Genomic DNA, 12,925 nt, shown 5'->3' with positions numbered 1-12,925 from the left:
TCGCGCCGCCAGCAGTTGGGAACCTACTTGCCCGCGCAAAGCTCCGCGGTGGTCTTGTTGGGGAGGTAGTCCTTGCCGAAGCCGAGCGGCTCGACCAGCGCGATATGCTCCGGCGAACCGATGAACTTCTTCAGCTCGGCGTTGAACGCCTCCAGCAGATCTGTATCTTCCTTGCGGAAGCCGAAGCCGCCATGGCCTTTCACCGATTTGCCGGCAACCTCGCCGAAGGGCTTGGTCGATTCGACACCGTCGGCTTTCTTGGCCATGTCGGCGATCGAAAGAGCGGTCAGCGCAGCAGCGTCGGCGCGGCCCGACTGGACGGCCGCGACCAGGCTGGACTGGTCGGGCAAGGCGACGATCTGTCCATCGGCGACGCCCGCGTCCTTGGCGTAACCGCCTTCGACCGCGCCGGCCATCACGGCGAGCTTGAGATCCGGATTTTCCTTGAAGCTGGAAAAGTCCTTCACGCCTTTCGGATTGCCTTTTGCGACCAGCATGGCCTGACCGATGCCGTAGGACGGCTCGGAGAAATTGATCTCGGCGCAGCGCTTCGGGTTGATGAACATGCCGGCGGCGATGATGTCGAAGCGGCCGGCCTTGAGACCCGGGATGAGCGAACCGAATTCGGTCAGCACACCGTCAACCTGCGGGATGCCCATCTTGGCGAGCACCGCCTTGGCGACTTCAGGAGCCTCGCCGGTCAGCTTGCCGTCAGGCGTGGCGTAACCGAACGGCGCCTCGTTGGCGAAACCGACGCGGATGTAGCCGTCCTTCTTGGCCCGTTCGAGGGTGGTTTCGGCGTGAGCGGATAGCGGCGTCAATGACGTCGCGGCGAGCGCGATGCAGGCAGCCGCTTTCACGACCATGCGGCGCGATATTGATGAATTGAGCATGCTTTTCTCCCATTGGACAACTGTGGATGGTTCCCAGGGCGCGGCCTTCTTCGAGGTCGACGCCTGCTTGATAAGACGTATACAACTGCCCTAGACATTTCGCAAGCAGAGATATAGAAACCATGAAAACTCGGCGATAATTCGTAGTTAGCCAACAAATTGACGTCGAGTTGTGCACAATTTGGCCTGTTTGCCCATGTTGATCAAAGGGCAAGCGGCGTACCTGGAAGGCAAGCATTTCGGTGGCGACCGCGGACGGGTTCGGGACATTCACGCAAGCGGAGTATGGGCAGCGCCTCGCCGGCGTGAAGACACGCATGCAAAAAGCCGGCTTCGATCTCATCGTCTGTCAGGATCCAGCCAACATGTGCTGGCTGACCGGCTATGACGGATGGTCGTTCTATGTTCCGCAGTGCGTCCTCGTCCATCTGGAGGAGGATCGGCCGATCTGGTTCGGCAGGGCGCAGGATGCCAAGAGCGCGCGCCTGACAACCGGCCTGCCGGAGACAAACATCGTGCCGTTCTCGGAGCGGCTGGTGCAGCAGCCCGTCGAACACCCCTATGACGAACTCGCCCGACTGATCCGGTCGCGCGGCTGGGAAAAGGCCCGTATCGGCGTCGAGATGGACGCGCATTATTACACTGCGCGCTGCCACGCCCACCTTGTCGAGGGACTGCCCGACGCGCACTTCGCCAACAACCACGATCTCGTCAACTGGGCGCGGCTGGTCAAATCCGAAGCCGAGCTGGTGCTGATCCGCGAGGCGGGTGCGATCTGCACGCATGCGATGAACCGCGCCATCGAGAAAATGCGGCCCGGCGTGCCGCAGAACCATGTCATTGCGGAAATCTATCACGCACAGATCATGGGCATGCCCGGAGCGGGCGGCGACTATGCCGCGATCTGTCCGCTTATGCCCGTTGGCGAGGGCACCAGCACGCCGCATCTGACGTGGTCCGACGCGCCGCTGCCGGACAGCGGCCTCGCCATTCTGGAGATCGCCGGCGTGCGCCGCCGCTATCATGCGGCGCTGACCCGGACGGTACATTTCGGCGAGCCGCCGCAAGCCATCCTCGACATGGCCAAGGCGATCGTCGAGGGCGTGGACGCTGGCCTCGAGAAGGCGCGCCCCGGCAACACCGCCGAACAGGTGGAAGCCGCCTGGCAGGCAGTCCTGCGACGGAACGGGCTGAAGAAAGACAGCCGCGTCGGCTATCCGGTCGGGCTCGCATACCCGCCCGATTGGGGTGAACGCACCACAAGCTTTCGTCCGGGCGATACTACCGAGATGCAGTCTGGGATGTGCTTCCATTTCATGGCCGGCGTCTGGCTCGACGATTTCGGCATCGCCATCTCGGAATCGTTCGTCGTCACGGAACGCGGCGGCAAACGCCTCTGCGATGTGGCGCGCGAACTCATCGTCATCGACTGACATGGCGGCCGGGAAACCGGCTGCCGAAGGACCATGCCCGCCAGCAAGCCGGCAACAAGCACGAGGACGCCCGATGGACCGCAATCCTTTTTCCGAAGCCGAAATCGCCGGCCGCCTGGCAAAGGTCCGTACTGCACTGATTGAGCGTGAGCTCGACGCGGCAGTGTTTGCCTCGCCGGAGAACGTCTTCTATCTCACCGGGCTTGATCACTGGGGGTATTTTGCCCCTCACCTGCTGATTGTCCTGCTCCGGGGAAAACCTGTGCTGGTCACCCGCTCGATGGAGAAGGTGACAATCGAGAAGCAGGTGAAGGCAGCGGAATTCCGTGGCCATTCCGACAGCGAAACGGCAGCCGATCTTGCCGCGCGGGTGCTTGCAGAGCTCGGCCTATCCGGCAAGCGGATCGGCCTCGAATACTGGACAGCCGGCCTTAGTCATGGACTTGCCGTCGCACTCCAGATGAAAGCCGATGCAAAGTGGAGCGATGTCTCCGGTCTGATCGACAAAATGCGGCGGGTGAAGAGCGCTGAAGAACAGGCGCTGATGCGGCGGGCGGCACAAGTGACGGACGCCGCCGCCGGTGCCGCGATCGCGGCGATCTCGGATGGCGCTTCCGAACAGGAGGTCGCCGCCCAATGTGTTGCGGCAATGATCCGCGCCGGCGGTCATGCGCCGGGCTTCGGACCGTTCATCCGCCCGGCCGCGCGCCTGGGTGAAGAGCACACGACCTGGGGCGACGGGATCTACCGCAAGGGCGAGCCGGTCTTTGTCGAACTGTCCGGGTGCATCTCGCGCTACCACGCCCCGCTCGGCCGGCTCGTTCGCATCGGCCACATCAGCGATGAAGACGCCACAATGGCGGAGGTGACCGCCAAGGCGTTCAACGCGGTCGTCGAGGCGCTACGGCCGGGCGCCAAGGCGCGCGATGTCTACGCCGCCTGGCAGGCCGTCGCCGACGAGGCCGGTCTTTCCCACTATCGCCGCCATCACTGCGGTTACCTTGTCGGCGCCGGCCAGCCGCCGTCATGGACCGGTGGCAATTCGGTGACCGGCTTGCGACACGATTCCGGCCTCGAGATCGAAACCGGGATGAGCTTCCACATCCTGTCGTGGCTGATGGGCACGGGTCGCGGCAATGACTTCGTCTCCAACACGGTGCTGTTGACCGGGGCGGGCGCCGAAGTGCTTACCCGCACGCCGGCCGGCCCGATCATTCGATAGGCCTGCACACATGGCGCGCTACTCGGCATTTTCGGTTTTCCGCAACGCGCTGTCAGGCCAGAAGAACTGGCAGCGAGCCTGGCGGGCCGCGGAGCCAAAATCGTCCTATGACGTGATCGTTATTGGCGGCGGCGGACACGGCCTCGCCACCGCCTTCTACCTCGCCGAGAACCACGGCATCCGTGACGTCGCGGTGCTCGAAAAGGGTTATGTCGGCAGCGGCAATGTCGGCCGCAACACCACCGTCATCCGCTCCAACTACCTGCTCGATGGCAACACCCAGTTCTACGAATTCTCGATGAAGCTTTGGGAGGACATGTCTCAGGCGCTGAATTTCAACGTAATGTTCTCCCAGCGCGGTCAACTCGTCACCGCGCATTCGGCCGATCAGCTCGACGGTTTCAGCCACCGCGCCAACGTCATGCGGCTGAACGGCATCGACGCCGACATCCTCGACCGCGAAGACGTGCGCCGGCTGGTGCCCTATCTCGATTTTTCCGACACCGCCCGCTTCCCGATCCATGGCGCGATCTTTCAGGGCCGCGCGGGCACGGCACGCCACGACGCCGTCGCCTGGGGCTATGCGCGTGCCGCCGACAGCCATGGCGTGGACATCATCCAGAACTGCGAGGTGACAGGCTTTGTCCGTGACGGCGACAGGATCGTCGGCGTCGAAACGACGAAAGGCCGGATCGGCGCCGGCAAGGTCGGCCTCGCGGTCGCTGGCCACACGTCCGTGCTCGGCGCCAAAGCCGGGCTTGAACTGCCGATCGAAAGCCATGTGCTGCAAGCTTTCGTCACCGAGCCGCTGAAGCCACTGGTAGATCACGTCGTCGCCTATGGCGCCGACCATTTCTACGTCAGCCAGTCGGACAAGGGAGGATTGGTCTTCGGCGGCAATCTCGACGGCTACAATTCCTATGCCCAGCGCGGCAATCTCGGAGTCGTGCGCGAAGTGGCGGAGGCAGCGATTGCGCTGATGCCATGCATTTCGCGCGTCCGCCTGCTTCGACATTGGGGCGGCGTCATGGACATGACCCCCGATGCCAGCCCGATCATCTGCCCGACGCCCATCGAGGGTCTCTATCTCAACGGCGGCTGGTGCTATGGCGGCTTCAAGGCGACGCCGGCTTCGGGCTGGTGCTTCGCCCACACGATCGCCACCGGCAAACCGCATCCCTTGATCGCGGCCTACGGGCTCGATCGTTTCCGCACCGGCCACACGCTCGACGAGGCCGGCGCGGGCCCTTTAGCCTGGCTGCAATAGGAGGCGGGACAAAATGCTGCGCATCGAATGCCCCTGCTGCGGCCCGCGCGATCATGACGAGTTCCGCTATGGCGGCGATGCCTCGGTCAAGCGACCGGCCCATGACGATCCCGATCCGGAGGCCTGGTACCGTTATGTCTATATCAGGACAAACCCGGCCGGGCCGCACCGTGAATTCTGGCAGCACGTGACCGGTTGCCGGCAATGGCTGGTGGTCGAACGCGACACACGCAACCACGCCATCGCAGCCGTCGACTTCGCCAGAAAATTGCCGGCCAGGAAATCAACTCTCAGGAAGTCCCCGGCATGAGTTCAAACCGCAAACGGCTGTCGGTGGGTGCCCGCATCATTCGCGAGCAGCCGGTCGAGTTTACCTTCGACGGCCGCAAGCTGGCTGGATATCGCGGCGACACGCTTGCCTCCGCGCTGCTCGCCAACGGCGTCACGCTGGTCGGGCGCAGCTTCAAATATCATCGCCCGCGCGGCATTTTTTCCGCCGGACCCGAAGAGCCGAATGCGCTGGTTACGCTCGGGACCGCCGGGAGGCGCGAGCCGAACCTGCCGGCGACCACACTGGAACTCGCCGACGGTATGGTCGTGGAGAGTCAGAACCGCTGGCCATCGCTTGCCTTCGACATGCAAAGCGTCAACGGGCTGTTGGCACCGTTTCTGTCCGCCGGCTTCTACTACAAGACCTTCATGGGCCCGACGCGCCGCGCCTGGATGTTCTACGAGCACTTTATCCGCAAGGCTGCCGGTCTGGGCAGAGCCGGCACCGGCGTGGATCCCGACCACTACGAGGTTCGTCATGCCTTCGCCGATGTCGCCATCGTCGGCGGCGGCCCGGCGGGATTGTCGGCGGCGCGGGCGGCCGCCGCGGCCGGCGCGCGAGTCGCGCTGATCGAGCAGGATTTCCTGCTTGGCGGCCAGCTTCTGGCGGAACCGTCCGACAGCGCAGCGGCCGCATGGCTGAGGCAGGCCGAGGCCGAGTTGGAGGGCTTCGAAACCATCACGCTTATGAAGCGGACGACCGCTTTCGGCAGCTATGACGGCAATGTCCTTGGACTGGTCGAACAGCGCGATCCAACCAATCCGCAGCCGAATGGCGAGACACGGCAAACGGTTACTATGCTGCGCATCCGCTCGATCGTTTTCGCCACCGGCGCCATCGAGCGGCCGATGGTGTTCTCGAACAACGACCGGCCCGGCGTCATGCTTGCCTCGGCCGCCCGGACCTATCTCAACCGTTTCGCCGTCCTGCCGGGCAAGAAAATCGTCGTGGCCACCACCAATGACGGTGCCTGGCGCACCGCCTTCGACTATGCCGCAGCCGGCGCGGAGGTGACGGTTGCCGATCTGCGCCCCGTCCCGCCCGCAGCACTTGCCGCAGAAGCCGGACGGCTCGGCGTGGTGGTGCGGGCCGCAACGCGCATCGTCGACCTGCATGGCGGCCATGCCGTCAGGCGCGTAACGCTCAATGGTCCGGAGGGACAATCTTCGGCCGCCTGCGACTTGGTCTGCATCTCCGACGGCTGGTCGCCAACCGTGCATCTCACCTCACACCTCGGTGTCAAACCTGTGTATCGCGACGACATTGACGGCTTCGTGCCGGGCGTCTTTTCAGCCAGCCAGTTCGGCGCCGGTGCAATGATAGGAGCCTATGCGACAGTCGCTGCCATCGAGGACGGCCATCGCGCCGGCATCGAAGCGGCAGCCTCCTGCGGCAAGTCGGCACCAGTGTCCGCTCCATCGAAACTCGATCTCGGTGAGACCGGCTCGAGCGTCCTTCGCGAAGCCCTGCCCGCTGGACGTGCAAAGGCCTTCGTCGATTTCCAGATGGACGTGACAACCGGGGATATCGAGCTCGCCCATCGCGAGGGCTATGAATCGGTCGAGCACCTGAAGCGCTACACTACGCTCGGCATGGGCACCGACCAAGGCAAGACCAGCAATTTTCCCGCACTTGCCGCGATGGCAGCGCTGCGCAACGCAACGATTCCTGAGACCGGCACCACGACCTTCCGCCCGCCCTATACGCCGGTTGCCATCGGCGCGCTTGCCGGGCGCGCCATCGGCCATCATTTCAAGCCGATCCGCCGCACGCCGATGCATGACTGGCACATGGCGAACGGCGCCGAGATGCTCGAGGTCGGGCTCTGGATGCGGCCCTATTTCTACCGGCAGTCGGGACGTGACGTGAACGACGCGTATGTCGCCGAAATGCGGAATGTGCGCCAGGCCGCGGGGCTGATGGACATCTCCACGCTCGGCAAGATCGATGTCCGGGGCCCGGATGCGGCAATCTTCCTCGATCGCGTCTACGCCAACGGCTTTGCCAAACTGGCGGTAGGCCGCGCCCGCTACGGCATCATGCTGCGCGACGACGGTATCGTCTTCGACGACGGCACCACGACGCGGCTGGCGGAAAACCGGTTCTTCATGACGACCTCGACCGCCAAGGCCGCGGATGTGCTGTCGCGTCTCGAATTCCTGCTCGACACGGCCTGGCCGGATTTGCGGGTAGCCGTGACCTCCGTGAGCGATGAATGGGCGGCGATGTCGGTTGCCGGGCCTAACAGCCGCGCAATCCTCGGTGCTGCTTTTCCTGCCCTTGACGTTTCCGATGAGGCACTTCCGCACATGGGACTACTCGAAAGCGAGTGGGAGGGTCGTGGGCTCCGCATCCTGCGTCTCAGTTATTCCGGCGAGCGCGCTTACGAAATCTATGTCGGCGCCACTGCCGGTGAACAGCTCTGGAGCTGTCTGCTCGAAGCCGGCAGACTGCTTGCCCTGAAGCCCTACGGCGTCGAGGCGCTTGGCGCGCTGCGGGTCGAAAAGGGCCATGTCGCCGGACCGGAGATCGACGGGCGCACGACGCTCGACGATCTCGGCCTCGGCCGCATGGCGGGCAAGCGCAGCGGCTTCGTCGGCGACGTCCTGCGACGGCGCCCTGCCCTCCAGGCCCCCAACCGACAGCGCCTGGTCGGACTGGAATGCATTGAGGACGGAAAACGCCTGCGCGGCGGCGCCATCCTGTTCCTGCCGGATGAGAAACCCCATGGCCATGGGCGCGGTCGCGTCACCTCCGTCACTTTCAGCCCCGAACGCGGCCATTATGTCGGGCTGGCCCTGCTTGCCGGTGATGTCGCGGCAGAAGGAAGCGAGGTCGTAGCAGTTTATCCCATGAAGGCCGAAACGGTTCGCGCCCGCGTTGTCTCGCCGGTATTCGTCGATCCACAGGGAGAACGGCTGCATGGCTAGCTTGACCTCTTCTCGGGATTTCAGCCTGTCCCTGGCAGATTGTCCGCTCATCCAGATCGAGGGCTGGGACGCGACATTGACGCAATTCGAAAAGAGCGTCTCGGCCCGCTGGGCAAGAAACTTCCCGCTTCGGTCGGAGAGACGGTTCGCCACAAGGGGCTTCTAATTATCCGCGTTGCACCTCGCCGCCTCTGGCTGGCTCTAGACGAAGGCACGCAAGCGCCTGCGCTTGCCGTCGACCCCGATCTCGGCTGTTCCGTTCCCCTCGAGGAAGGTCGTGTTCGTTTGAAAATGGCCGGCCCTGGTATCGCAAGGCTTCTGTCCGGCTGCATTGCCGTCGACTGGCACGCGCCGGCCGCCGCTCCGGGCCGCGCCGTGCTGACATCCTTCCATCACGTGTCCGTGCTCTTCCTGCGCACCGGCGAGACCGCGTGTGAACTTATCGTGCCGCGAAGTTTTGCCCGCAGCCTCTCGGATTGGATCGCCGACGGCTAGCCCTGGCCGAGATCCGCCAATTCGAGGGCGCAGCTGAGGTCCGCCCTAGACTCTAACTGACGGCAAAGCTGCAACGGGCTGCCAGGCCCTCGCCAGGCGCAAGCACCGACAATCCATTCCATTTGTCGATCGAACCACGATTGTGAGCATCGACAGCATGACTGACCGGTTCAAAACAGAAGAAGTCGCTCTCGTCCGATGGCGAATAGACCAGGTAGAAATTCAAGGGCGATGAAGCTTCGATCCGCAGGCTGCAACTGTGCTCCGGCCACGATATGGTGGCGACGCCGCTCCAACCGGCAAACAGATTGTTTATCCATCCACTCGGCAATACGACTGGGGCGCCGAAATCCCAATCGGGATGGGTTTTGACATCCACAAACCGTTCAGGGAGATGGTTGGGCAGTTCGAGACAAACCTGCGAGGCCGGCGCATGAAGCGCGGTTCGTGCCGTTCTCGGGAACCATGGATGGATGCCAAGCCCGAACGGCAATCTGATCGATGCCTGATTGACGATGCGAAGGTTCAACTCGAGTCCCTGTCCGGCCAGCGCGTAGCTCACCTCGGCGCGATATCGGTATGGGCCGGGCCCGTTGCTGATGAGGGAAAGCTTAGCGTTGTCTTGCGCTACGCTGTCGACGTCCCACTCGCTGGAAAATCCATTGCCGTGGATGGGAAATGGCTCGCCTGCAACATTGGCAGGCAGTTCGTGGAATTTGGAGTCGAATGTGAACCCGCCGCCTGAGATGCGATTTGACCATGGCAAAAGCAGGTTGCAGGCAAGGTCGAACGGTTTGCTGCTCCCGCCGTTTGGCCAAGGCCTGAAGAGCGGCACGCGCCCATAGTCCAGTCTCGCAAGACCGGCCCCAAGCGCTGGGACGATTTCAGCAGACAGGTCTCCGCTTCTGATCTTGATCGTCCCGACCATCCGCTTCAGACGGTATCGGCCTTGGCAGCGGCGATCGGCTGTTGACGGCGGCCTTTGCGAGCCACTGCAAGAAGGTCGTTCGACGCGATCCCGATGAGCGCCCTCATCTGATCGTGAGCGTCGTCGGCCCTGCGCATCCTAATTGCCTCCAGCACGTCGCCATGCGCGCTGAGCGTCTGCTGGTAATTGGCGGTGGCCGATGTGGTCAAGCGGAAGGAGAAGCTGAGAGCGGCCGCAAGCATATTGCCGAGATTGGCGAACACCGGGTTGCGGCTGGCACGAAGAATGGCGGTATGAAACCTGACGTCGGCATCGAGACACGCAGCGAGATCGTCCTGCGGAGCAATGCGCATGGCTTCATAGGCCGCTTCGATGACTGCGAGATCGCCTGACGTCGCCATCTTGGCCGCAAGTTGGGCGGCAGCGGGTTCAATGACCAGTCGCGCCTCGATCAATCCGCGGACGAAATCGAGATCGGGCTCGATATCGCGCATCCATTCCAGAACCTGTGCATCCAGCCGGTTCCATTCGCTCGACGCGCGTACACGCGTCCCGGCCCGCTTGCGTGCCTCGATCAATCCTTTCGCCGAAAGCGTCAGAAGAGCATCGCGAAGTGCAGTGCGGCTCGCCCCGTAGATGACGCAAAGTTCGGCTTCCGTTGGCAGCACGGAATGCTGCGCGTAGGAACCGGCGAGGATGCGCTGTCCTAGATCGCGTGCGATGCGATCCTTGAGCGATGACGTGGTGCCATCTGCGGCAGGAATGTCCTGCTTGCCCTGGCCAGTCGAAGCGATCGCCGCGTCCATCGTCATGTCCTGTTCAAGTGGTACTCGGCAATTACCACAGCAAGTATCAGCAGCGAGCCCTTGGCAAGCAACTGATAGAAGGTTGGCACGGACGTCAGTATCATCCCGTTGTTGAGGACGCCAATGATGGCGACGCCCAGCAGCGCGCCGATGATCGTACCCTTCCCGCCCTGCAAGGCGCAGCCACCCAGCACGGCCGCTGTGATGGCCTCGAGTTCCAGACCTTGGGAACCGGATACGGGCTGCCCCGAGCCGGTACGGGCAGCCAACAGAATCCCGGCCAATCCGGCCGCCACGCCACTCATGATGTAGATGCCGACGCGGTAGCGGTTGATGTTGATGCCGGAGAAGCGCGCTACAACGGGATTGCCGCCCAGGGCATAGATGTTACGCCCAACGATCGAGCGGGCAAGGAAGAGATGGAACACGATCGCGGTCAGCAAAAGAATCCAGATCAGCAGAGGCAGGCCGAGGATTCGTCCGATCCCGATGAAGCGGAACGTGTCGCTGAAGATCGCGATCGATTGCCCATCGGACATGATGAATGCGATGCCGCGGAAGATCGCCATCGTACCGAGAGTCGCGATGACTGCGTTGACCCGCCCATAGGTGATGATGATGCCGTTCACAAGACCCGCAAGACCGCCCAGGACCAGGCCGGCAACAATGCCCACCGCAGGCGAGCCCGTCGACTGGATGGCCATTGCCGTCGATACAGTGGTCAGACCAACAATTGCGCCAACGGCGATATCAAGTCCGCCCGCGACAATGACCACCGTCTGGCTCATCGCCAGAACGCCCAGGATGGTGATGCCGAGGCCGATGTTCAGCAGGTTTCGGCTGGAGAAGAACACATCGCCTCTGATCGTGCCGAAGATGAGCACGAGGATGGCGAGAGCAACCAGTAGGCTTATGTTGTGAATGCCGATGCGCTCCGCGATGCGCAAGGACGCGCGCCTTTTGTCGGTTTGTGCTGTTGCTGTCCTGAGCTCAAGGCTGTTCACTGAATTTGTCCTCCGAGCGATGGTACAGATTGCGGCATTGCGTGTTTCAGGATCGTGGCCTCGTCGATGTCGGGGCGGGAAAGTTCGGCGGTGATCCGGCCTCCAGCCATGACGAGCACCCTGTCGGCGAGCCCGATCAGTTCCGGCATTTCCGAGGAAATCAGGATTATGCCGATGCCGCCGGCGGCGAGTTCATCGATCAGGCGATAGATTTCCGCCTTGGCGCCGATGTCGATGCCGCGGGTCGGTTCGTCGAGGATGAGAAGCATCGGCTGCCGCGCAAGCCAGCGCGCGAGAACGACCTTCTGTTGGTTGCCGCCCGACAGTTTCGAAACCTGTTCGTCGAGGTTAGGCGCCTTGATCGACATCTTTGCTGCGAGCGGTGAGACAATCTCCAGCGCCTTGCGCCGGTTGAAGAAGCCGAAGGTCGACGTCCTGTCGGGCACGCAAAGCGAAGCGTTGTCAAGAATGCTGCGGAACAGCAGCAGGGCTTCGTGCTTGCGGTCTTCCGGGGCGAAGCCGATGCCCGCCACGATCGCGGCATGCGGGCTGTTAGGGCCAACGGGCACGCCATTCATCGTTATGGTTCCGCCGAGGCGCCGATCATAGCCGACGATCGCCTTCGCCAGTTCGGATCGGCCCGCCCCCATAAGGCCGGCGATGCCGAGCACCTCACCGCGGCGGACCGTGAGGCTCACATCGGTGACGCGGTTGGTGGTCAGGCCCGTCACCTCCAGCAACGGTTTTCCCGATTGCCACGTCTCGCGCGTAAACAGATCGGCGATGTCGCGGCCGACCATGAGCTTGGCTATGGTCTGCTCGCTGGCACCGGCAGCGGGGGAATCATCGACCAGCCGGCCGTCCCGCAAAACGACAACGCGGTCTGCTAGGTCGATGATTTCGTTCAGCCGGTGAGAGATGTAGACGATCGAAGTGCCCTCTTCGCGCAGCCGGCGGATTACTGAAAACAGACGGCGCGCTTCGTCGTCGGTCAGTGACGAGGTCGGCTCGTCGAATGCGATCAACTGGCCGCCGGCATGTATTGCGCGCATGATTTCGATCATCTGACGCTGCGCCGGACCGAGCGTGCTGCAGAGTTGCCGCGGCCGCATATCCTGTTGCATGCCGAAGGTCGCAAGCACTTTATCGGTCTGCTCCTCCAGCCTGTGCCAGTCGAGCAGGACGCCTGCCAGCCGCGGCAGTTCCCCAACGAAAATGTTCTCGGCCACGGTCAGGTTCGGAACGATCTCCGGCTCCTGATGGATGACGCGTATTCCGGCTCTGTGGCTGTCGCGCGGTTCGCTGAAAACGATCGGCGTGGAACCGTGCCGCACAGTGCCGCTGTCGGGCTCGAACACGCCCTCGAGAATTCGCATCATCGTCGATTTGCCGGCCCCATTCTCGCCAACCAGGGCGAGCACCTCTCCCGGCCGAAAGGCAATCGAGACGTTGTCGAGCGCCTGCACGACGCCGAAGCGTTTGGATATCCTATCGAGCGAGAAGAAATCCGATTGCATCAAAGCTCACTCCCGAGGATCGATCCCGTGTCGGTGGCGTGTGCGCGCTGACAACCTGCCGGCCCAAAGAGCGTCACGCGCCCTGCGGCGCATGACGCG

11 protein-coding genes are annotated in these 12,925 nt (G+C 63.1%); 6 read left to right on the top strand and 5 right to left on the bottom strand.

Features of this window, described 5'->3' with window-relative positions:
- Positions 1–23: 23 nt before the first annotated feature.
- Entirely contained in the window at positions 24–893 is an 870-nt protein-coding gene (ehuB, locus tag NMG46_RS15610; RefSeq protein ID WP_254818528.1) for an ectoine/hydroxyectoine ABC transporter substrate-binding protein EhuB, read from the bottom strand.
- Between the two features lie 242 nt (positions 894–1,135).
- On the opposite strand from ehuB, the gene NMG46_RS15605 reads away from it, so the two are divergent.
- The 6 genes from NMG46_RS15605 (at position 1,136) to NMG46_RS15580 (ending at position 8,571) form a co-directional block, all read left to right on the top strand.
- Positions 1,136–2,326: a M24 family metallopeptidase gene (locus NMG46_RS15605; RefSeq protein ID WP_254818527.1), complete on the top strand. Its 1,191-nt coding sequence runs from the start codon at positions 1,136–1,138 to the stop codon at positions 2,324–2,326.
- Positions 2,327–2,399: 73 nt separating this feature from the next.
- Positions 2,400–3,548 (top strand): Xaa-Pro peptidase family protein, encoded by a 1,149-nt coding sequence (locus NMG46_RS15600; protein ID WP_254818526.1) that lies wholly within the window; start codon positions 2,400–2,402, stop codon positions 3,546–3,548.
- Positions 3,549–3,558: 10 nt separating this feature from the next.
- The gene (locus NMG46_RS15595) at positions 3,559–4,815 is read left to right on the top strand and encodes a sarcosine oxidase subunit beta family protein (RefSeq protein ID WP_254818525.1); all 1,257 of its coding nucleotides are present in this window, start codon (positions 3,559–3,561) and stop codon (positions 4,813–4,815) included.
- 13 nt (positions 4,816–4,828) lie between these two features.
- Positions 4,829–5,125, top strand: a complete 297-nt coding sequence (locus NMG46_RS15590; RefSeq protein WP_254818524.1) for a sarcosine oxidase subunit delta — start codon at positions 4,829–4,831, stop codon at positions 5,123–5,125.
- The gene (locus tag NMG46_RS15585; RefSeq protein ID WP_254818523.1) at positions 5,122–8,076 is read left to right on the top strand and encodes a sarcosine oxidase subunit alpha family protein; all 2,955 of its coding nucleotides are present in this window, start codon (positions 5,122–5,124) and stop codon (positions 8,074–8,076) included. The genes NMG46_RS15590 and NMG46_RS15585 overlap by 4 nt, the downstream gene beginning before the upstream one ends.
- 291 nt (positions 8,077–8,367) lie before the next feature.
- Positions 8,368–8,571: a sarcosine oxidase subunit gamma family protein gene (locus tag NMG46_RS15580; protein ID WP_254818666.1), complete on the top strand. Its 204-nt coding sequence runs from the start codon at positions 8,368–8,370 to the stop codon at positions 8,569–8,571.
- 52 nt (positions 8,572–8,623) lie between these two features.
- Here NMG46_RS15580 and NMG46_RS15575 read toward each other — a convergent pair whose 3' ends face one another.
- From NMG46_RS15575 to NMG46_RS15560, 4 genes are read right to left on the bottom strand one after another with little or no spacing between them, the layout of a single operon-like run.
- Complete coding sequence (locus NMG46_RS15575; RefSeq protein ID WP_254818522.1) at positions 8,624–9,499, bottom strand: aldose 1-epimerase; 876 nt, start codon at positions 9,497–9,499, stop codon at positions 8,624–8,626.
- A 5-nt stretch (positions 9,500–9,504) separates the two neighbouring features.
- Positions 9,505–10,305, bottom strand: coding sequence for a FadR/GntR family transcriptional regulator (locus tag NMG46_RS15570; RefSeq protein ID WP_254818521.1), 801 nt, complete (start codon positions 10,303–10,305; stop codon positions 9,505–9,507).
- Between the two features lie 2 nt (positions 10,306–10,307).
- Positions 10,308–11,309 carry an ABC transporter permease gene (locus tag NMG46_RS15565; RefSeq protein ID WP_254818520.1) on the bottom strand — a complete coding sequence of 334 codons (1,002 nt, stop codon included), beginning with the start codon at positions 11,307–11,309 and terminating at the stop codon, positions 10,308–10,310.
- A complete protein-coding gene (locus NMG46_RS15560) occupies positions 11,306–12,826 on the bottom strand; it encodes a sugar ABC transporter ATP-binding protein (protein WP_254818519.1) in 1,521 nt (506 codons plus the stop codon). The genes NMG46_RS15565 and NMG46_RS15560 overlap by 4 nt, the downstream gene beginning before the upstream one ends.
- Between the last annotated feature and the right edge of the window lie 99 nt (positions 12,827–12,925).

It is taken from the genome of Mesorhizobium sp. LMG 17147 (assembly GCF_024297145.1).
Taxonomy (GTDB): Bacteria; Pseudomonadota; Alphaproteobacteria; order Rhizobiales; family Rhizobiaceae; genus Mesorhizobium.
Note: the sequence above shows the minus strand (reverse complement) of the source record. Positions and strands in the feature narration are given on the sequence as shown.

What these genes read in the sequence shown, in the direction of transcription:
- ehuB (WP_254818528.1), bottom strand. Translation starts at nt 893, where the DNA reads ATGCTCAATTCATCAATATCGCGCCGCATGGTCGTGAAAGCGGCTGCC.
- NMG46_RS15590 (WP_254818524.1), top strand. Translation starts at nt 4,829, where the DNA reads ATGCTGCGCATCGAATGCCCCTGCTGCGGCCCGCGCGATCATGACGAG.
- NMG46_RS15600 (WP_254818526.1), top strand. Translation starts at nt 2,400, where the DNA reads ATGGACCGCAATCCTTTTTCCGAAGCCGAAATCGCCGGCCGCCTGGCA.
- NMG46_RS15570 (WP_254818521.1), bottom strand. Translation starts at nt 10,305, where the DNA reads ATGGACGCGGCGATCGCTTCGACTGGCCAGGGCAAGCAGGACATTCCT.
- NMG46_RS15560 (WP_254818519.1), bottom strand. Translation starts at nt 12,826, where the DNA reads ATGCAATCGGATTTCTTCTCGCTCGATAGGATATCCAAACGCTTCGGC.
- NMG46_RS15575 (WP_254818522.1), bottom strand. Translation starts at nt 9,499, where the DNA reads ATGGTCGGGACGATCAAGATCAGAAGCGGAGACCTGTCTGCTGAAATC.
- NMG46_RS15595 (WP_254818525.1), top strand. Translation starts at nt 3,559, where the DNA reads ATGGCGCGCTACTCGGCATTTTCGGTTTTCCGCAACGCGCTGTCAGGC.
- NMG46_RS15580 (WP_254818666.1), top strand. Translation starts at nt 8,368, where the DNA reads ATGGCCGGCCCTGGTATCGCAAGGCTTCTGTCCGGCTGCATTGCCGTC.
- NMG46_RS15585 (WP_254818523.1), top strand. Translation starts at nt 5,122, where the DNA reads ATGAGTTCAAACCGCAAACGGCTGTCGGTGGGTGCCCGCATCATTCGC.